The sequence below is a fragment of the Archangium violaceum Cb vi76 genome (genome assembly GCF_000733295.1).
GTDB lineage: Bacteria > Myxococcota > Myxococcia > Myxococcales > Myxococcaceae > Archangium > Archangium violaceum.
The window spans coordinates 31,628-50,952 of sequence record NZ_JPMI01000046.1 but is presented as its reverse complement, the minus strand read 5'-3'; the positions used below and the strand labels follow the sequence as shown (position 1 = coordinate 50,952).

Genomic DNA, 19,325 nt, shown 5'->3' with positions numbered 1-19,325 from the left:
CTAGGGTTGGCAGCAAGGCGCGCGGCCATGCTTGCTTTTCGGCCCGGGGCGCAGAGGATGCGCGGCGCCGCCAGCGCGGCATTCCCGCCCCATGGAACGACTCTCCGACTGGTACGATCATCCCGAGTATTACGAAGCCATCTTCGGCACGGACACCGAGCGGGAGATGGATTTCCTGCTGGAAGTGGGCCGCCGCTACGGAACGGGAGGCAAGCGGCTGCTGGAGCCCGCGTGCGGAGCGGGCCGGCTGGTGGCCGAGGCCGCGCGCCGGGGCTGCCAGGTGGTGGGCTACGACATCTCCGAGAAGATGCTGGCCCACGCGCGCCAGCGCCTCACTCCGGCGCAGCGCCGGCGGGTGCGCCTCTACGCCTCGCGCATGGAGACGTTCCACCGGCCGGAGCTGGAGGGGCAGGTGGACCTGGCGTTCAACCTGGTGTCCACGTTCCGCTACCTCGACAGCGAGGCGGCGGCGCTCGCGCACCTGGAGGGGACACGGCGGCTGCTGAAACCCGAGGGCCTGTACGTGCTCGGCTTCCACCTCACGCATTACCCGCGGCGCAAGCCGGAGCATGAGCGTTGGGTGGAGCGGCTCGGGAAGGACACGGTGGTGTGCAACACCCACGAGGGGTTGCCGGAGCGCCGCCTGAGACGCTCGGAGATGCGCAACCGGCTGAGAATCACGGGGCCGGGGAATGACCTGCTCATCGAGACGCACTGGTACTTCCGCACGTACGACCTGACGCAGGCGCGGCGCCTGTTCCGCCGGGCGGGACTGCGGGTGGTGGAGGTCTTCGACTTCGACTACCAGGTGGAGACGCCGCGCAAGCGGGGGGAGATGCGGCTCGACAGCATCTTCGTCCTGCAACCCGCGAAGAGTTCCGCATGAAGTCACCGCTCAAGCCGCTGTTCCTGCTCGCGGACAGCTCGCTGTTGTTCTGGCGCGTGGGGGACAAGCCGTTCCTGGACTGTCTTCGCGTGCTGACGGGGGCCGGCCTCGCGGTGCCGCCCATCCAGGCGGCCTACCTGGGCGCATCCAACGGGGACGTGCCCGCCTTCTTCGAGCTCTTCACCGCGGCGATGGAGCTGGCGGGCATCACCCACTGCCGGATGATTCCCTCGCGGCCCACGGACGAGGACCGCGAGTGGCTCGCGGGGGCGCACGTCATCCTGCTGGCGGGAGGAGATCCGCTGCTGGGCTGGGAGAGCTTCCGGAAGAACGGATGGGAGCCCGTGCTCCGGCAGCGCTACCTGGACGGCGCGGTGCTCATGGGCATCTCCGCGGGGGCGATGCAGCTGGGAGAGCGGGCGTGGAGTGAGGCCGGGCCTGGTGGGCCGGAGTTGTTCCCGGTGCTCGGACTGGCCCCCTTCATCGTGGGAGCGCACGAGCAGCCGGAGTGGGCGGGGTTGAAGCGGGCCATGAAGGAGGCCGGCCCGGGGGCTCGAGGGATTGGCATTCCGGCGGGGGGAGGGGCCCTGTTGCATCCGGACCAGAGCCTGGAGCCCGTGCGCCACCCGCTGGTCGAGCTGCGGCACGAGGAGGGCACGTTGCGCGAGACGTTGCTCTACCCACCGCGAGAGCCCTACCGGGGCGAGGTGCGGCTGCGGCCTTCCACGCTTCTTCAATGACGAGGCCTCCCTACTCCAGGCGGACTTTGTGCCGCTCTGCCGTGGCGTTGGGCCGTCCCATGAAGGTGTCGAGAAGGCGTTCCTCCACCCCCACCTCTTCCCAAACAGAGGCGCGCTCGAGCCCGATGCACTCTTGCGGTTCTGCACGTCTCTCATTGCCGGCGGTGTCGAAGATCAAGCAGTCGCGGATGTTCCCCCGGTCCTGCATGAACTGAACGATGGGTTGAGAAAACTGCTCTTCCAGCTTCCTCCACCCGATGACTTCCCACCCCCTCTCGTCCATATGGCGGACAGCCATCTTGAAGAGGATGGGCATGGACGCAATCCGCTCCAAGTCTGAATCTGGAGTGTCGGTCCTATAATCGTAATAGGCATCATGCGGCATGTTCAGCACCCGGCCGTAGCCAAAGGAGCCGTCTGCGAGAGGGATTCTCAAGAACGACCCGGGCTTGTAGAGGCGCGGCATCTGCTAATCTCCCGTGTATGGGTGAAGTAGGCCCCACAACGCCGTGGTCGCTTCGTGAAACTGTCGGCCTCGCGGATTGTCCTTCGCCACGCCGCGTACGGCATTCTCGGTGCGATAGGGCTCTCCAGTGTCGGAGCGAGCGCCTCCCAGGGAATCAATCAACTGCTGCTCTCTCCCGCGAATCCGCCAATACGCGACGTCATCATATCTCTGGCCATGGTCAATGGCACTCCCAACATCGAACCTATTGATTTTAAAGGTGACGGTGCGCTTCGCGGATGGCGCGGCACCGGCGAGCGCGAGCTTTTGGCTTGTGGGTCATACGTCAAGAGGGACGCGCCGGGTGGAGGTGTTCCGGCAGCCGCGCCCGCCCGACGTGCTCAAGAAGGGGCTGCGCGCCCGCCGATCTCCGGGAAGCGCTCGTAGGCACGTTTGAGCGCGTCCAGGTGAGCGGGGTTGTCCAGGTCGAGCGGCGCATCGGTGAGCTGCACGACCCACCCACCCGTCGCGGTACGCCGTGAGCGTGACAGCAGCTCCGCGTCGCGGGCCGGGTCCGGGAACCCGATGGCTTCTGCGGCCGCGGGCGACCAGTAGTTCAGCCACCCGAGGTAATAGGGAATCTCTGGCGAGCGGATGTGCTCGAAGAGCTTCAGGGCGGGCAACCCCCGGCGTGGGGACGGTGGCCCTTGCGGCGTGGGTGCTGTCTGATACGCGATGTCCACCGCAGCGTCGTCTGGCGTCGCCTCCCCCCACAACGCACGCGCCCCCTCCGCCACGCCCTCAAGCACAGCCGCCGCTGCCGCGATCACGGGCTTATCCAGTGGCAGCTTTGCGTGCACTTCAACCTGGGCCTGACCGCCTGGGCTGAAGAGTCCCGATCTTCCCCTTCCCCAAACCGTCACGGGGTAACTCTCGTCCCCATTGCACACGAGAGGGAATCCCCCGTCCCCAATCCCTTCTACGAGCCACGCGTCGCGCTGCGGCAACGCGGCAAGCCGTCGCCTCTCGGTAACTCTCCACTCCAGGCGCAAGCCGGGGAGCGCCCTTTCCATTCCATGGACGCTATCGAGCGCGCGGCGGTCGTTGCCCACAAGCGCAGGCGCGTAGACGACGATTCCGAGTCTTTTTCGCGTAGTCATCGTTTGCACCCCGTGACGACGATATTGAGGGTTCGGTCCTCTCGCAGCAGCGCGTCTTTGTGTGCTTGGGTGCTCACCCCAACGACATAACCATATCCACATGCCGCCGCAGCTTCTCGTTGCTTCTCTATTTGAATCATTTCCTTCTTGATTTCATTGTCTTGAACAAAATCAGGGTATGCGTCAAATCGATGGGTCTTGATTTCCCACAGCACACGCACGCCGACTTGCAGTGCATCGAAGCTCACACCGCCCACGAGCACATCCATTCCGGGATAACGGTTGGGCGGAAACTGATCGGCGCACCTGTTATGCGCGTCATCCTCGCCCGCGTGCGGTTCCGGGATGGGCTCGCACCTGCGACGGCGCTCTCGTTCAGAGATGTCGGTTGGCCCCACGGGAGGGAAGTCCGGCCCTTTGGGCTCCGGCTTGGGCCTTTTTCCGGCGAGGGTTTCTGCGGGGCGGGCGCTGTTTCAGGCACGGGCCGCGTTTCAGGCATGGGCCTTACCTCGGGGGGGCCCATATCCAGCGCATACGCATCCAGGGCCTCTTTGATGGCGAATCCCACCACCACCACGCCCGCGACGATTACTGCTCCCACGATGATCTCCGGCGCCGCCAAGACACAGAGTCCGACGCCCACTGCCGCACCTGCGGAGGCGACGGGGCACGGGGTGGGACGGGGAGGGATGACGAACCTGAGGAGAATCAAGGCGATAGTGGGTAACAGCGCGTCCTGCTTAGGGTTTTCTATCGCCTTGTTCACGGGTTCGATTCCCGCCGCTGCCAGCACGCGGAGGGGCAGGGCTGCTGCCGCTCACCACGTCACCGGAAGGCGGGCGGGGCAACGGGCGATCAGTCCAGGCTTCCACGGCACCTCGTCGACAGGGACCGCGAGCCGCAGGTCCGGAAACCTCCGGAGCAGGCCCTCGAGCGCGAGGCTCAACTCGACCCTGGCCAGCGATGCCCCGAGGCAGTAATGCGCCCCGTGGCCGAAACCGAGGTGCGGGTTGGGTCGGCGGGCGAGGTCGATCTTCTCGGGGCACGTGAAGACGCGCTCGTCACGATCCGCGGACGCGCGCTGGAAGATGACCGTCTCCCCCTTGCGTATCAGTACGCCGCCCAGCTCGACGTCCTCCGTCGCTCGCCGCGGGAAGCTCCCGGTCGAGCGCAGCGGGATGTACCGCAGCAGTTCCTCGATCGCCGTCGGCAGCAGCGAGGGCTCGGCCACCAGCCGGGCGTAGAGCTCCCGGTGGGAGAGCAACAGGAAGAAGCTGTTCGAGATCATGCTGAGCGACGTCTCGTGGCCGGCCATGAGGATCCCGATACCGGTTCGAGCGGCCTCGGGCAGTGTCAGCCGCTCGGTGTTCATCGCCTCCAGCAAGGTGCTGACGAGGTCGTCCGTGGGGCATGAGCGGCGCTGTTCCAGCAACTCCTGGAAGTACTCCTCCAGCGCCGTCCGGGACCGGTCGACCTCGGCGGCGTCGTGGGCCGTGGTGGCGATGAAGACGTCGGAGTACTGGCGGAACCGCTCCCGATCCGTCTCGGGGATGCCGAACAGCTCGGAGATCATCACGACCGGCATCGGGACCGCGAGACTGGCGACCAGGTCCGCTGGCGGTCCCCGCGCAACGAGCAGATCGAGTTGCTCGTCCACCACATCCTGGATCCGGTCGCGCAGCTGATCCACCCGCCGCATCGAGAAGGCCTTCGCCACGACGCGGCGGATCCTGGAGTGCTCCGGTGGATCCATCGTGAGCAGGTTTCCCGGCCGCAGCGGCAATGGAGTGACCCGGGCGGTATCCGGCTCCGTGGCTTCCAGGGAGCTGAACCTCGGGTCGGCCAGGAACTGTTTGATCTCTGCGTAGCCGGTCAGCAGCCACGCTTCACCACCGAACGGCATCCTCACGCGGGTGACCGGCTCCTCCCGGCACAGCTCCGCGTACCGCGGGTGGAGGTCCAAGGCCCGGACGGGCCCGAACGGATAGTGCGGCGGTGTACCAGGGAGCGCCTGAGCACCCCCACGATCGGAGTTCTTCGTGCTCATGCGTGGGCGGAGTGGCGACCGCGCCCCGTGTGACACAAGAGGGCGGCTCCTACGAGCGGGAATGCTCTTGTCTGCCTGCCCACTCCCGCGGGGAGGGATTCCTTTTCCATGCGTCATTACTCCAATCTGAAGGAGCCGCTGTCTCCATTGTCAGGTGAGGAATGCCACCATGAGTTTCGAGACGCGCTGGCCAGGGTCTTCGCCTTCCTCTCTTCCAGGGTCACCGCCTGCATCGCTGGCTGACGTGCTGGAGGCTCGGCGGGACGACATCCTCCATCACTGGGTGGAGAGGCTGCGCGAGGAACTGGTCACGGAGCCTCGTACCCGGAGCGTGTTGGAGAGTCACGCGGGGGACTACCTCCAGGAATTGGCAACGGTGCTGCATCGGACCGGGCAGGACGGAGCCGCCGCCGTCCCAGAGGAGCGCAACGTGGCCCGGGAGCACGGCCGCCAGCGCCTGTGCACTGGCTTCGACCTGGCGGTGCTGGCGCGGGAATACGGCGTGCTGCACGAGTGCATTCTCGATTCGATCGAGCAGACGGGGGCACGCGTCACCCTGGCCGAGCTCCGGGCGCTTACCACCTTCATCATCCACGGCATCGCCGATGCGGCCGACGAGTACACCCGCCAGCGAGATGCGTCGCAGCGGCTCAAGGAGGTCCAGCTCCAGGAGCTGTTGGACCATGCTCCCGTCGCCATCTATGCCAAGGACGCCGAGGGCCGTTTCATCGTCGCCAACCGTTACCTGCAGGAGCTGATGGGGCACTCGCTCGAGGAAATCCTCGGCCAGGACGACTTCGCCCTCTTCTCCAAGGAGCTCGCCGGCATGTATCGGGCCCATGACACCCAGGTCCTGGCCGGTCAAACCTGTGTCTTCGAGGAGGAATCGTTTCACCAATCCTTGGGACCGCGCATGTACCTGTCCACGAAGTTTCCCTTGGGCGGGAACGGGGGCACTCCCACGGCCATTGGCGGCATCTCCACGGACATCACCGAACGCAAGGAGAGCGAGGCCGCTCGGGCCCGGCTGCTGCGCGAGGCCGAAGCCCAACGCGAGCGCCTGGACTCGATCCTCCAGCAACAGTTGCCGGCCTACATCCTGGTGATGCAGGGACCCGAGCACCTCATCACCCTGGTCAATCCCGTGACCAGACAGCGTCTCGGTGGCCGGGAGATGCTCGGCAAGCCCATGCGCGAGGCGCTTCCGGAGTTCGTGGATCAGGGCTACGGCGAGCTGCTCGACAACGTCTACCGTACGGGCAAGCCCATCGCGGACAATGAGGTCCCGGTGTGGATGTACGCACCCGGTGGGGGAGCGCCCGAGGAGCTCTTCTTCAACTATGTCTACGCGCCCACCCATGGGTCGGACGGCCAGGTGGATGGCGTCTTCGTGCATGCGGTGGAAGTGACGGAGTTGGTACGCGAACGCCGCAGGGCCGAAGAGGCGCTGGCCCTGCTGGATACCCTGCTCACCACCGCTCCGGTGGCGATGTCCTTCCTCGACCGCGACCTGCGCTACGTGCGCGTCAACCAGATGCAGGCCGATGTCCTCGGCCTTCCCATCGAACGGATCCTGGGCCATCGGCTGGAGGAGCTCTCTCCCTCCTTCGCCTCCCAGCACACGCCCCATCGCCGTCAGGTGCTGGAAACGGGACAGCCGGTCTTCGGAGTGGAGTTGACGGGTCCCCTCGCCGCGATGGGCGGAGAGATCCGCCACTGGCTCTGCAACCACGCCCCGGTGCGCAACCGGGCCGGCGAGGTCATCCTCGTGGCCAGCGTGGCGCTGGACATCACCGAGCGCAAACGCGCCGAGAGTGCCACCGAGGAGCGATTCCGCCTCCTGGTGGAGGGCGTGGAGGACTATGCCATCTTCATGCTCGACCCCAAGGGCCGGGTGACGAGCTGGAATCCGGGAGCCGAGCGCATCAAGGGCTGGAAGGCGTCGGAGGTCCTCGGCCGCTCCCTCTCCCGCTTCTACCTCCCCGGAGACGTGGTGGCTGGCGTTCCCGAGCAGACCCTGCAGCTCGCCGCCACCGAGGGGCAGTACCGCGCGGAGATGCCCCTGGTGCGCAAGGACGGCAGCCGGTTCTGGGCGGATGTCCTGCTCACCGCCCTGCGCGACGAGCGAGGGAACCTGCGTGGCTTCGCCATGATCACCCGCGATATTTCCCCCCGCCGTCAAACCGAGGAGGCGCTGCGCGCGACGACCCAGCGGCTGCAGGCCATCCTGGAAACGGCGGTGGATGGAATCATCACCATCGACGAGTGGGGCCGCATCCAGAGCATCAACCCGGCCACCGAATGCATCTTCGGCCGTTCCCCCGAGCAGCTCCTGGGCCACGACTTCCTCCACCTGCTGCCCGAGCCATACCTGAGCGGCAACATCGAGCCGGGAGGGCGCAAGCTGCTGGGCAGTGGGCGCGAGGTGATGGGCTGCCGTGAGGACGGGAGCCTCTTCCCCCTGGAGCTCTCCGTCAGCGAAACGCGACTGTCCCAGGGACGCTTCTTCACCTGCATCGTGCGCGACATCAGCGCGCGCAAGCTCGCCGAGGAGGCTCAGGCCCTGTTCATCCAGGTGGGCACGCTGTTGTCCCAGTCGCTCGACGTCCACACCACGCTCAAGAGCCTCGCCTCCCTCGTGGTGACCCATCTGGCTGACTGCTGCCTGGTGGACCTGTTGGGAGAGGACGGGAAGTTACGACGGCTGGAGGTGGCGGCACGGGACCCCGAGCGCCAGCAGCTCATCCGCCGCTCCATGCCGCCTTCCCTTCAACTGGACGCCAGCGCCCTGCTGTACATCCTGGAGGGAGGCGTGCCCGTGGCCGAGCCAGAGCCCTCCCCAGAATGGCTGGATGCCCTCTCCGGCAACACGAAGCAGCACCCATCCCTCCTGGAGTCGCTTGGCCTGAAGTCCCTCATCCTCGTCCCGCTGATGGCCCGTGACCGCAAGCTGGGCCTCATCTCCTTCGCCTGGAGCCTGCCCCGCTCCACCTGCTCCACCACGGACCTGGAGGTGGCCCGCGGTGTGGCCGAGCGCGCGGCCATGGCGCTCGACAATGCGCGCCTCTACCAGGAGGCTCAGGAGGCCATCCGGGTGCGTGAGGATGTGGTGGCCATCGTCAGCCACGACCTGCGCACTCCCCTCAATGCCATCAGCCTGTCGGCCACGAGCCTGCTCAAACGCGAGGATGCGGACGAGCGCACCTCCAAGGTCGCCACCCGCATTCGCGCGGCGGCGGACCGGGCCAGCCGGATGATCCGGGACCTGCTCGACTTCAACCAGGCGCGCACGCGGGGTCTTCCCGTCCATTGCGAGCCCCTGGACTTCCACGCTCATGTCCTGCGGGTGGTGAGGGAGGTGCGGGTCGCCCATCCAGACAGGTACATCGGGTTCCACGCCAGCGGAGAGGGGCGGGGCCAGTGGGATGGGGACCGGTTGGCCCAGGTGGTGACCAACCTCGTGGGCAATGCGCTCCAACACAGCCCGGAGGGCTCTTCCGTGCGGGTATCCACCCGGAGCGAGGGCTCGAGCGTCCTGCTCGAGGTGCACAATGAGAACGCGGGGCACTCCATCCCGCCAGAGGTCTTGTCGCACCTCTTCGAACCCTACCGGCGGGGGGCCGAGGCCGGGGCGGGTCAGGGCAGCCTCGGTCTGGGGCTCTTCATCACCCAGGAGATCGTCCACGCTCATGACGGGAGCATCCACGTGCATTCCACGCCGGAGGAGGGCACCACCTTCACGGTACGTCTGCCGCGCCAACCGGTTCAGCGATAGCACCGCCCGGCGCCAACTCCCCTGACGCAGCGGGTGGTGACCCCGGACACCAGGTGGTGAATGCCGTCACCATGCCGCGCGAAGCGTGAGGACGGCCGTGCTCGTCCCAACCCGCTGATTTTCCGAGCGCAGAGGGGCCTGGTCCCGCGCGGGCGGTGGAGGCAGGGGTTGGCATACCTCCTGCTCTGAGCAGCCACGCCATGTCCATCCACTCCGTCTCCCACCGTCCCGTCGTCGCCCCCCACCTCCAGTCCGTGTCCTCGCCAGCCCAGCGGGTGGAGAGCACCCCGGCGTCGCGGCCTGGCAATGACCTGCGGCGGATGCTCATGACAGACTCCTTCGAGCAGGGCCCGCGCAGGCCAGGCGAGGTCCTGGGTGCCTTCGAGAAGACCTTGAATCAGGTGTCTCAGGTGCTCGGCGAGCTCATGCAGCTGCGGAAGGGTCTGGAGGGACAGCAGGGACGCCCGCTCGTCGACCTGAGCGGGGGCGCGGCTCCCTCGGGCGCCAGGGCTTCGGCGTCCACCGGTGCGGCCAACACCCAGCCCCTGGGTCCTGGCTCCGAGGCGGGGCCCGGGTTCGGAGCTCCGTCCGCCGGGTCCACCGAGCAGGTGGATCCGAGCACGCCGTGGCTGGCCAAGAACAACGTCGGCTCACCGTACAACAGCAACATGCTGCTCATCGAGCCGAGCCAGAAGAGCCAGTACAAGTACACGAACACGTTCACCAACAACACGAACCAGCCGCAGACCATCACCCTCTGGAACAAGACGGGCGAGAACGGCAACCCGAACGACGGACAGAACTTCGACAAGAGCACGCCCAAGACGTTCACGCTGCAGCCCGGCGAGTCGCGAATGGTGGCGTTCGACACCAACAGCAGTGTGGCGTGGTGCGCATCGAAGGATGGCACGGCGAAGCCGGGCGCGAACTCCGGTCAGACCTGGGGCGAGGCGACGTTCGCGAACGGCGCCACGGGCTGGAGCGGCTACGACACCAGCCAGATCAGCCCCGCGGGCCACAACGGCAAGATGTCCATCTCGAACGAGGCCACGGGTCACACCGTGACAGAGGCCAACGCATGGCAGACGCCCTCGGATGACCCCGCGGGCCGCGATGTGGGTGTCCCCGCCGGCCCGCTGCACCTGTCCACGACCTTCAGCTGAACCGCGCCCATCGCAACGGGCGCTACTTCGCGCCAGGGGGCGGCGTAAGTGGCTGGAACTCCTACGAAAACCGCTCCGCTCGGGGGGGGACGCAACCTTTGTCCCCAAAATCCGAGAATTCTTCATGTCCAATAAGATTGGTCCCAGAGCGGTCGTCCTGAAGGACGGTTCGCACGGTCCGGCGGTGCGGAAACTCGAGAACGAGTTGAAGGAGCGCGGGCTGCTCAAAGGCCCCGTCGACGGCCACTACGATCGGCGGACGACCGAAGCGGTGAAGCGCTTCGAGCGCCACAACGACCGCAAGGTGGACGGAAAGGTCGGAAGCTGGATCTACAACAAGCTCCAGCTCGCCGATCGCTTCGACGGGCCCAAGGGAAACCAGGGCGGCGGTTCAGTGCACGGCGGCAACCCGGGCAACGGAACCCGTGCGCCGGACAACGCGGGTGACACCGGCAAGACCGGGACGTTCCGGACGGTGACCGCGAACATCAAGTCCAACCCGGAGATGCCGCAGGCCCAGGTCCTCCACGACGTGCGCAAGGCCGCGGCGCAGGGTGATTTGATCGGCTGGCAGGAGATCAGCCCTCCCCGGTACTTCGACGCCATCAAGAGCCTCGGCAAGGAGTGGGACCACTACATGCCGAAGGATGGCAACCTCCGCATCCCGGTTCCCATCTCCTGGAAGAAGTCCGAGTGGGACCTCCAGGACGCGGGCTTCAAGCGCACCCACAACGGTAAGGCCAAGGTGTCGCCGCATCGGTACATCACCTGGGCGAAGCTGAAGAACAAGGAGACCGGTGAGGAGGTCGTGCGGATCAACACCCACCTCGTCTCCGGCGCCTGGACGAAGTCCAAGCTGGGCCGCCCGACCACCCCCTGGCGGCAGGAGATGTGGAAGAAGCACATGGAGCAGCTCGACGCGATGGTCGAGCGCTTCGAGAAGAAGGGGCTCAAGGTCGTGGTGGGCGGTGACTTCAACCGCAACCACTACAAGGTGCTCGGCAACGACGTGGCCTACGACAACAAGCTCCACATCGGGACCCACGGCAGCAGCACGCTCGATTACCTCATGCACACCCGGGACCGGGAGCTGGAGCACGTCCGGACGAAGTACGAGCGCGGTCTCCACTCCGACCACGACGCGGTCGTGGCGACCTACCGGCTCAAGTAGTCGGCCGGGCCCTCCACACCGCCCGGGGGGCTCGCGTCTCCCCGGGCAGTGCGAGTCACCGTGCGGATTACTCCACCCAGTTGATGTTGCCCAGACCGGCGGGGATGAGATCACACACGTAGACGGTGTGGTCGTAGGGATTGTTGTCGTAGACGCCCCGGGCCGCGATGCAGCGCGCGTTCGACGGATACGGGGCGTTCAGGTCCTGAGCGAGCTGCTGGCAGGACGCGTGGTCCGTCGAACCCTCGCACTCCTCGGCACACTGGTCAGCGCTGATCCAATACGGGTTGTAGGTGGGATACGAGTCCATCTCGTGCCAGCACAGCCCGGACGCACAGTCCGAATCGACGTTGCAGCCGGTGCCCGTGGCGTTCAGGCTTTGCGTCTGCCGCTCGAGCGACGGGGTCTGCTCGGGAGCCGTGCTGCCACAGGCCGCGAGGCCCAGCGAGATCAACGAGACAGACACCGCGAGGAAGTTCCGCATGGAGGACGTCCTTTCCAGATGAAGAGAAAGTGGGAAAACAACCATTCCTAGCGAGAAAAGCCAAGTGGCCTTCTCGTGAATTCTAGGTGTGTCCCAGACTCACACTCCTCGAGTCTCCGACTGCCGCCCAATGCGGCCGATGCAGTATCCGCACGGCCATGCACGCGAGGTTCGCTCCCGTGCCGGTACCGAGCAGCAGGAGGGTGTCCCCCGCGTTCAGCTCGCCGGAGACGAGGCGGATGAATGCCAGACGTCTTCTTGCCCGTGAGCTTGACGAGGGATGGTGGGGGCTTGCGGATGCTTTGGGGCATGGTCTTGTCTCGTTTATTCCTGACAAGGAAAGACTCACCCGGAAGAGGGGCGGGCGTTCACCTTCCCGAAGCGCCAGACGAATGGGGACACGGGTGGAGGGGGGAGGCGGGCTTGATTGGCGCTCGGCGGGGTGGATACGTTGCCCCTGTGATGACACTGAAAAGCGAGCGCGGTCACTGGCACACGGGCGTCGTCGCGGGCCTCATCGTTCTCGCAGGGTGCGGCGCCTGCGCGCCGCCCTCGGTCTGTCCCTCCGCCAAACGGACGGTCGAGCTGATCGTCAACCCCGAGCTCGGTTCCGCCATCGAGCCCGGTCTCGAGCGCTTCGCCCAGGATCTCTGCACGGACGGCTACGAGGTGACCGAGACCCGTCGTTCGTTCGAGTCTCCGGTGGAACTGCGTGAGCACCTGCGGGCGCGTCACTCGGCGCTGGGGAGCCGCCTCGATGGCGTCATCCTCGTTGGCGAGGCCCCGCGTGCCTACCAGTATGTGACCCAGGAGTCGGCCAACCCCAGCATCCCTCCCTTTTCCGAGGAGGTGATCTCCTACCAGTTCTACGCCGATCTCGATGGCCGCTTCACGGCGTCGCCGGGGTATCACTCTCCAGAAGGGCGGACGTACTCATACGACCAGCACGAGGGCGACGTCGATTGGGAGATCTGGGTGGGCGTGCTGCCCATCTACCAGAGCAGCGTGAGCGACACCGAAGCGGCGCTCGTCCGCTTTTTCGACAAGAACCACGCCTATCGCACGGGCGTCGATCCGCTGCCACGCGCCTTCATCGAGGTCAGCGAGCACTTCACGGCCACGACGAGCGAGGAGCACGAGCGCATCCTGGCCGACATGAGCTCGGGCACCTATTCGTGGCAACCCTTCAGCGAGGAAAGCTCGGCCCGCCTCTACTTCGACAGCCCGCCGGGGGGCCTGAGCGTCGATCAGGGCTATGCCGCTCTGAGCAGCGGCGCGGCCGATTTCTTCGTTGGGGACGCCCATGGATGGGCGGGCGCGCATGGCAAGCTGACGATCGATCATGTCGAGTCCAACCCCGTCAAGACGGTCTTCTTCTGGAGCAATGGCTGCGCCGTCGGGAACCTGGACCGCGGCGAGAATTTCCTGGGCTCAGTCCTCTACAGCCCGACGAGCCGTGTGCTCGTGGCCAAGGGAACGACCAACAATTCCGGTGGCATGGGCACCAATCAGGATGGGTACTTCGGACGCAACATCGCGACCGCGCTCTCGCGGGGCGAGAGCCTCGGGGCGGCGATCCGGAGCCACGTGAACGTCCCGCTCATCTACCCCTGGAACGAGGCGCGCGAGTTTCACATGGCGACGTCGGTCGTCCTGGGAGATCCCACGCTGAAGCTGCGGCGGTAGCGCGGGGAAGGTGTCGCGATGACAGCCGGTGCGGAGATGAAGGGCTACGAGGAGCTGGCTCCCCCAGCCAGCATGGCGGAGGGGGTGGATGCGTTCTGGCGCTACTCCGCGCCACCTCGGAGCGCGGGAACCGGGCCCGAGCTCCATCGGATACTGCCGGACGGCTGCACCGACCTCATCTTCCACTACCGGGACACGGGAAGCCCGGTGTGGATGGCCAACCCGTCCCTCGAGGTGGTCGGCCCCATGGAGCGCTTCGCCCTCGTCTCCATCGAGCCCGGCTCGGTGAGCCTGGGCATCCGATTCAAGCCAGGGTGGGCGCTCGCGCTGCTCGGCGTGAGTCCCCGCGAGCTCCGTGGGCTCAGTGTTCCCGTCGCGGACTGCTCGCCGGCGCTCGTCCTGCTCCAGCGGCGGCTCGAGGACTGCCGCTCATCCGCGGAGGCCCAGGCCCTCCTCCGGGAGAGCGTCGCCCGGCGGCTGGCGTCCTCCGGGCAGGCGCCGCGGCCCCGCGCCACCCGGGCCCTGCGCTGGCTCCAGGCCTCGGGAGGACAGGTGCGAATGTCCTCGCTGGCGCGGACGCTGGGGGTGAGCGAGCGCACCCTGCACCGGGACGTGCTGGACGAGGCGGGAGTGCCACCGAAGCTGCTGGCCCGGGTGCTGCGCTTCCAGCGAGCCGTGGCGATGCTGTGCTCCAGCGCGGGGGAGGACCTGAGCGCCGTGGCGCTCGCGTGCGGTTACGCCGACCAGGCGCATCTCTCACGAGAAGTCCGAGACCTGGCGGGCCTCACACCCTCGGCGCTTCAGCTCGAGGGATGAGCGCTGTCCGATTCCTTCAAGACAAGCCGGGGCGGGTCGTGCGAAGAGCGCCGCACGCTGTTCCACCTGTGCACTGGAGTCCGCCACCATGAAGCTCGGCTACGTCATCCTCTACGTCGCGAACGTGCCCGCCACCGTCGATTTCTACGAGAAGGCTTTTGGCCTGCAACGCCGCTTCCTCCACGAGAGTGGCCAGTACGCGGAGATGGAGACCGGTGCGACGGCGCTGGCGTTCGCCGCGGAGGAGATGGCGAAGGACAATGGCCTCACCGTGCGCTTCAACCGGCCGAAGGAGGACGCGGCGGCGGTGGAGGTGGCGCTCGTCACGTCAGATGTCAAGGCCGCCTATGAGCGCGCCGTGAAGGCGGGCGCCGGGGCCGCGCAGCCTCCCAAGCAGAAGCCCTGGGGGCAGACGGTGGCCTACGTGAGGGACCTCGACGGAGTGCTCGTGGAACTCTGTACGCCGATCTCCTCCTGAGGGAGCCCGGAGCCGCGTGAAAGGGTGATGTTGGAAGGGGCTCGACAATCACCGCTGGCTGGGGTTCGCTTCTCCCGCCTCCGCGGCACTGGCCCCCGCGGACCGCCTGCCCCCATGCGTTGGTTCGCGCTCCTCTTCCTGCTCTGCTCTACCGCAGCCGTGGCTGCTCCCGAGCGTCCCCCCCGCGGAACCTCCCGCAAGAAGCCGAAGGCTCCTCCTCGGGAGGCGAGCCCCGAGCCTCCTCCCCGGCCGGCTCCAACGAAGCCGGCGGAGGAGAAGAAGGAGCTGCGTTACTCCCTCGCGCTCGCGGGTGGCGCGTTCTACGGCGGTGGCTTCAACCGCGGTCCCCAGGGCTCGGTGCAGCTCACCCTGACACCCCCTGGCTGGGGTCGCTTCTCCATCGACGTGGAGCTCGGCTGGCGGCTGGCGCGCTTCAAGGCGAATGTCCCCGACGCCGGAGTGGGGGTCTCCGCCATGCATTCCCTCCCACTCCTCGCGGTGGGGCGGATGAACCTCGTGAGTATGAAATACCTCGGCGTGGACGTGCGCGTCGGCGTGGGGCCGTCGCTGGCGCTGCATCACCTCTCGAGCGACTTCTCCGAGAGCTCCGTGCGCTCGGCGCTCGGTTGGGAGCTGCTCGCGGGGGCGCAGCTTCGCTTCCCCCTGGGGGCAATCGAGCCGTTCCTCGACGGGCGGGTGGGGTTCGGCGAGGCGTACATTCCCTTCGTCACCGGGCGCTCGACGGGGGTGCAGGGGCTCCTCGGTGTGAGGTATCACTTGCCATGAGAAAGCTCGTCTCCATCGCCGCGCCGTTGTTGCTCCTGGCCTGTCAGGACTGGCCGGAGCCGGTCATCCGCTCGGTCTCGCCGCCGGAGATGCGCGCGAGCGAGGCCACGGAGCTCGCCGTCGACGCCGAGCTGATCCTTCCCGCGGCGGTCGACTACAGCAAGGGGACCATCGAGGTGGACACCCAGGTGTCGGTGCGCGTCGGGTCGCTCGATGTGCCCACGCTCGCCGTCTCGCCCGAGGGCGTCGTTTCCACCCGCGTTCCGTCGGTGCTCGCGCCCGGCAGCTACGACGTGAAGGTGACGCTCGGGGACGGCCGCACCGCCGTACGCCCGGGCGGCCTCACCGTCGTCGAGGGGGAGTGGCCGGAGGGCTACAGCATCGACCCCATCGGCCCGCAGCGGCGCCTGGTGCCCTTCACGCTGACGGTGCGCGCGACCGGCGCTGGCGCGGCGGCGTTCCGCGGCAACGTGCGTCTGGAGACAGGGGTTGGCAGCACCGTGGGCCCGCGTGTGAGTGAGCCCTTCGTGGACGGGGTCCTCACGCAGCAGGTCGTGGTCGACTCCACCCAGGCGGACATGGCCATCCGCGTCACCGACCTCGCCGGCCACGTGGCCACGTCGAACACGTTCCTGCTGCAGTGACGGGCGGGCCTATCTGTCCCAGACGAGGTCCAGCTTCTTCAGCGCACGGAAGTAGAAGCTGGGCTCGTACTCGGGGACGAAGCCGGGCGCGAGGCGCAGGTGGGGCAGCCGCTCGCGGAGCACCTCGAAGGCGACACGGGCCTCGAGCCGGGCCAGGGGCGCGCCAATGCAGAAGTGGATGCCCCAGCCGAAGCCGAGGTGCCGGCCCACCTGCGGACGTTGGACGTTGAAGGTCTCCGGGTCCGCGAACGCTCGCTCATCGCGGTTGCCCGCGCCGTAGACGATATTCAAGCGCGCGCCCTGGGGGATCGCGACTCCGCCCAGTTCGGTGGCCTCCTTGGCGACGCGGGGCTCCATCTGCACCGGCGAGGTGAAGCGCACGGTCTCCTCGATGGCCGCCTCGAGCAGTTTCGGGTCATCCCGTACCGCCTGCCATTGCTCGGGGTTCCGCAACAGGTTGTACAGCAGGCCGCTGATGAGGCTCGTGGTCGTCTCGTGGCCCGCGCTCAGCAGAATCATCATCTGTGAGATCATCTCCGCGGTCGTGAAGGGCTTCTCGCCGTCCACCCGGGCCTGGACGAGTGCCGTCGTCAGGTCCCCGGTGGGATGGGCGGCGCGGTCCGCGAGCAGGCCAGCGTAGTAGTTCTGGTAGTCGACGCAGCTTTGGGCCGCGACATGCTGCTCCTCCAGAGCGCACGCACACGGGTATGGCCCGGTGGGTCATTGTTGAACAAGCCCGGCGCGAGGGGGTAATGGGCCTTGGCGAGCACGGCCTCTATCTCCGCGGGCAGGACCACCGGGCTGTCCAGGTTGTGGAGCGAGGAGAAGAGGGTGGGACTCTTCAGGACGCGGTTGATCAGCTCCTGGCTCGTCACGAGCCAGACGTTGAACTGCGGGCAAAAGGCGACGGGCGCCTCGCTCCGTGCTCGGGCATAGAAGGGGTAGGGATTGCTCTGGAAGGCCGGATCGAATGGATTGTAACCCTGACCAATGGCCGCGGTGGGGTGGACGGTGGGCGCTTCCGGTGATGCAGCGCTCATGCTCGGTCTCCTGGGGTGGGAACTCCGGGTAGGAGACCTATCGTAGGGCTTTGTTCGGCGCTTGGGCGCGGATCATCCAGCAGGCGGCGTTGAAGCGGACTTCCGTTCCGTGCACATAGGGCTCGAAAGCGGCGCGGACCGTTTCGATGACCTGGGTGCGAAGCCGATCGTCCACCTCGTGAAGGATCAGGCCGAGGGGACCGAATCGGCTCAGGTAACGGACCAACTCCTTCTCGGGCAGGGTGCAGGCCACATCGATTGGCTGGATGTCGATCCCGGCCCAGCCGCTTTCCTCCAGGATGCGGTGGACCCGGTGCTGGTCCGCGAAGGCGAACGGCCCAGGCGCGTCCGGACGGCGAGCGGGAAGTTTCGGCAGGAGCGGCGCCGCGGTGCGCTCGGCCGTCGTCATGAATGGATTCTCCGAAAGACTTCGCCAGGCGACGAAGCGCAATGGGGCGCCGTCCTTCACGGCACGCCTCATGTTCGCGAAGGCTCGGACGGGGTCGTCGAAGAACATGACGCCGAAACGTGAAATGAGCATGTCGAAGCTCGCGGGTTCGAATGCGTGGTCTTGCGCGTTGGCGCGGATGAATGTTGCCGGCACGCCTTCCTGTTCGGCGCGGGCCCGGGCGGCGGCGAGCATTGGATCCGAAATGTCGATGCCAACGCAGCGGCCCTCCGCGCCGAGCCGCCGCGCGACCGCGAGCGTCATGCCGCCCGTACCGCAGCCGATGTCGAGCACCTGGTGCCCGGAATTGGCGGGGACCGCTGCCACGAGCAGGTCTTCGATCGGCTTGTACATCCGGTCGAGCATCTCCTGCTCCTCGGTCCAGGCGCGCCCAGCGATGCCATTCCAATACTTCGTCTGCTCGTCACCTGTCTGGCTTGCGGCATTCATGCGTTTCTCCTTTGGCGTGCCTTCGGGAATCGAAAGCCGTACTGTGCCAGTTCAAGTCGACTTGAGGTCAAGAGAATGAAAGACCTGGACATCACCGAGGTGGCGCGGCGGTCCGGCGTTCCTGCCTCGACGTTGCGGTTCTATGAGGAAAAGGGGCTGATTGCCTCTATCGGCAGGCGGGGCCTGCGCCGTTTGTTCGAGCCCGGCGTGCTGGAACGGCTGGCACTGATCGCTCTGGGACGCGCCGCCGGTTTCTCACTCGATGAGATTGCGCTGATGTTCGCGCCGGATGGGCTGCCGCGCATCGACCGGCGGATGCTCGAGGCCAAGGCGGAGGAGCTGGACAGGACGATCCGCGAGCTCAGCGCCATGCGCGACGGCCTGCGGCACGCCGCTGCCTGCCCCGCGCCGAGCCACATGGAATGCCCCACCTTCCGCCGCATCGTGCGGGACGCCGCGTCTGGAGCGATGGGCGCGCGAAGGAAGAGGGCTTTTCAATCCCTTGAATAATCGTCCGGACGCACCCTCCGCCCGCTCCCGAGATCATTCCCACCCGCAAGAGCCTCTGGTGTTACTCGGCCAAGCCCGGAGCCACCCAACTCGATATCGGGGCCTCGGTCGGCTTCAACAGCCCCTCGGGCATCTACGGTGCGGAGGTCGAGTACCGCATGTACCCGATCCTGGGCCTGCGCCTGAGTGGCGGCCAGGGCGCATGGGGCACGCGGGTGGGCCCGCAGGTGCGTCTCCATCCGCTCGGCGAGGTGGTCTTGAGCCCCTTCCTCGAGGCGGGAATGAGCCTCAACTTCGGAGGGGAGACCTGGTCGGAGATCGACGGCGTGCGGACCTGCGCGGACATGCTGCTCACGCCCGTGGGCACCGTGGCGGTGGGCTCGCGCTGGGCTCTCGGCCGCCTGTTCTTCATCTCCTCCCGCGTGGGGTGGAGCTGGCGGCTGCGTCAGGACAACGTCCAGATGCGAGGGGGCGGAGATCCGGATCTCCTCACGGCGGCCGCCCTCTCCCTGTTCCAGCACGAGGGCTTCGTCATCAGCGGCTCCCTGGGCGTGTCGTTCTTCTGAGCGAACCGTCACCCACCGTCGTGGGGGGCC

General features: G+C 67.0%; 21 protein-coding genes. 13 read left to right on the top strand and 8 right to left on the bottom strand.

Translation table 11 applies throughout. From position 1 onward, the window contains the following. Positions 1–91 precede the first annotated feature (91 nt). Entirely contained in the window at positions 92–886 is a 795-nt protein-coding gene (locus Q664_RS08140; protein ID WP_043391799.1) for a class I SAM-dependent methyltransferase, read from the top strand. Next, positions 883–1,626 (top strand): Type 1 glutamine amidotransferase-like domain-containing protein, encoded by a 744-nt coding sequence (locus tag Q664_RS08135; protein WP_052517830.1) that lies wholly within the window; start codon positions 883–885, stop codon positions 1,624–1,626. The genes Q664_RS08140 and Q664_RS08135 overlap by 4 nt, the downstream gene beginning before the upstream one ends. Before the next feature lie 10 nt (positions 1,627–1,636). Here the strand turns inward: Q664_RS08135 and Q664_RS08130 are convergent, their stop codons facing one another. Continuing rightward, positions 1,637–2,092 (bottom strand): immunity 26/phosphotriesterase HocA family protein, encoded by a 456-nt coding sequence (locus tag Q664_RS08130; protein ID WP_043391797.1) that lies wholly within the window; start codon positions 2,090–2,092, stop codon positions 1,637–1,639. A 223-nt stretch (positions 2,093–2,315) separates the two neighbouring features. Between Q664_RS08130 and Q664_RS54635 the strand changes: the two genes are divergently transcribed. Beyond that, positions 2,316–2,528: a DUF2381 family protein gene (locus Q664_RS54635; RefSeq protein WP_084609615.1), complete on the top strand. Its 213-nt coding sequence runs from the start codon at positions 2,316–2,318 to the stop codon at positions 2,526–2,528. Here the strand turns inward: Q664_RS54635 and Q664_RS08125 are convergent. From Q664_RS08125 to Q664_RS08120, 3 genes are all read right to left on the bottom strand, one after another. Beyond that, positions 2,473–3,231, bottom strand: coding sequence for a DUF5953 family protein (locus Q664_RS08125; protein WP_043391886.1), 759 nt, complete (start codon positions 3,229–3,231; stop codon positions 2,473–2,475). The two genes, Q664_RS54635 and Q664_RS08125, sit on opposite strands and share 56 nt — an antisense overlap. Beyond that, entirely contained in the window at positions 3,228–3,629 is a 402-nt protein-coding gene (locus Q664_RS57490; RefSeq protein WP_235216607.1) for a DUF6310 domain-containing protein, read from the bottom strand. The genes Q664_RS08125 and Q664_RS57490 overlap by 4 nt, the downstream gene beginning before the upstream one ends. A 419-nt stretch (positions 3,630–4,048) precedes the next feature. Next, on the bottom strand, positions 4,049–5,134 hold the full coding sequence (locus Q664_RS08120; protein ID WP_235216608.1) for a cytochrome P450: 1,086 nt from the start codon (positions 5,132–5,134) through the stop codon (positions 4,049–4,051). A 388-nt stretch (positions 5,135–5,522) separates the two neighbouring features. Here Q664_RS08120 and Q664_RS51745 point away from each other — a divergent pair, with 388 nt between their 5' ends. From Q664_RS51745 to Q664_RS51740, 3 genes are all read left to right on the top strand, one after another. Further along, a complete protein-coding gene (locus Q664_RS51745) occupies positions 5,523–9,053 on the top strand; it encodes a PAS domain-containing protein (RefSeq protein WP_160174360.1) in 3,531 nt (1,176 codons plus the stop codon). Between the two features lie 200 nt (positions 9,054–9,253). Continuing rightward, positions 9,254–10,216 (top strand): hypothetical protein, encoded by a 963-nt coding sequence (locus Q664_RS08110; RefSeq protein ID WP_043391795.1) that lies wholly within the window; start codon positions 9,254–9,256, stop codon positions 10,214–10,216. Between the two features lie 124 nt (positions 10,217–10,340). After that, complete coding sequence (locus tag Q664_RS51740) at positions 10,341–11,387, top strand: peptidoglycan-binding protein (protein WP_052517827.1); 1,047 nt, start codon at positions 10,341–10,343, stop codon at positions 11,385–11,387. Positions 11,388–11,454: 67 nt separating this feature from the next. On the opposite strand, the gene Q664_RS08100 is transcribed toward Q664_RS51740, so the two are convergent. After that, entirely contained in the window at positions 11,455–11,871 is a 417-nt protein-coding gene (locus tag Q664_RS08100; RefSeq protein WP_043391792.1) for a hypothetical protein, read from the bottom strand. A gap of 462 nt (positions 11,872–12,333) precedes the next feature. On the opposite strand from Q664_RS08100, the gene Q664_RS08095 reads away from it, so the two are divergent. The 5 genes from Q664_RS08095 to Q664_RS08075 all read left to right on the top strand — a co-directional run bounded on the left by Q664_RS08095 (position 12,334) and on the right by Q664_RS08075 (position 16,281). Then, on the top strand, positions 12,334–13,557 hold the full coding sequence (locus Q664_RS08095; protein WP_043391790.1) for a hypothetical protein: 1,224 nt from the start codon (positions 12,334–12,336) through the stop codon (positions 13,555–13,557). Positions 13,558–13,575: 18 nt separating this feature from the next. Beyond that, entirely contained in the window at positions 13,576–14,373 is a 798-nt protein-coding gene (locus Q664_RS08090; protein WP_052517826.1) for an AraC family transcriptional regulator, read from the top strand. Positions 14,374–14,461: 88 nt separating this feature from the next. Then, positions 14,462–14,851: a VOC family protein gene (locus tag Q664_RS08085; RefSeq protein WP_043391788.1), complete on the top strand. Its 390-nt coding sequence runs from the start codon at positions 14,462–14,464 to the stop codon at positions 14,849–14,851. 114 nt (positions 14,852–14,965) lie between these two features. Continuing rightward, entirely contained in the window at positions 14,966–15,637 is a 672-nt protein-coding gene (locus Q664_RS08080) for a hypothetical protein (RefSeq protein ID WP_043391783.1), read from the top strand. Continuing rightward, positions 15,634–16,281 carry a hypothetical protein gene (locus Q664_RS08075; protein WP_043391781.1) on the top strand — a complete coding sequence of 216 codons (648 nt, stop codon included), beginning with the start codon at positions 15,634–15,636 and terminating at the stop codon, positions 16,279–16,281. The genes Q664_RS08080 and Q664_RS08075 overlap by 4 nt, the downstream gene beginning before the upstream one ends. Before the next feature lie 9 nt (positions 16,282–16,290). On the opposite strand, the gene Q664_RS08070 is transcribed toward Q664_RS08075, so the two are convergent. The 3 genes from Q664_RS08070 to Q664_RS08060 are packed head-to-tail and all read right to left on the bottom strand — an operon-like array spanning position 16,291 to position 18,219. Further along, positions 16,291–16,848: a cytochrome P450 gene (locus Q664_RS08070; protein ID WP_052517825.1), complete on the bottom strand. Its 558-nt coding sequence runs from the start codon at positions 16,846–16,848 to the stop codon at positions 16,291–16,293. Positions 16,849–16,871: 23 nt separating this feature from the next. Beyond that, positions 16,872–17,321, bottom strand: a complete 450-nt coding sequence (locus Q664_RS08065; RefSeq protein WP_043391780.1) for a cytochrome P450 family protein — start codon at positions 17,319–17,321, stop codon at positions 16,872–16,874. A 37-nt stretch (positions 17,322–17,358) separates the two neighbouring features. Continuing rightward, complete coding sequence (locus Q664_RS08060) at positions 17,359–18,219, bottom strand: class I SAM-dependent methyltransferase (protein WP_043391779.1); 861 nt, start codon at positions 18,217–18,219, stop codon at positions 17,359–17,361. Between the two features lie 75 nt (positions 18,220–18,294). Between Q664_RS08060 and Q664_RS08055 the strand changes: the two genes are divergently transcribed. Together Q664_RS08055 and Q664_RS08050 are read left to right on the top strand one after the other, a co-directional pair. Further along, positions 18,295–18,729 (top strand): helix-turn-helix domain-containing protein, encoded by a 435-nt coding sequence (locus tag Q664_RS08055; RefSeq protein WP_043391777.1) that lies wholly within the window; start codon positions 18,295–18,297, stop codon positions 18,727–18,729. A gap of 158 nt (positions 18,730–18,887) precedes the next feature. After that, entirely contained in the window at positions 18,888–19,295 is a 408-nt protein-coding gene (locus Q664_RS08050) for a hypothetical protein (protein ID WP_043391776.1), read from the top strand. Positions 19,296–19,325 lie beyond the last annotated feature (30 nt).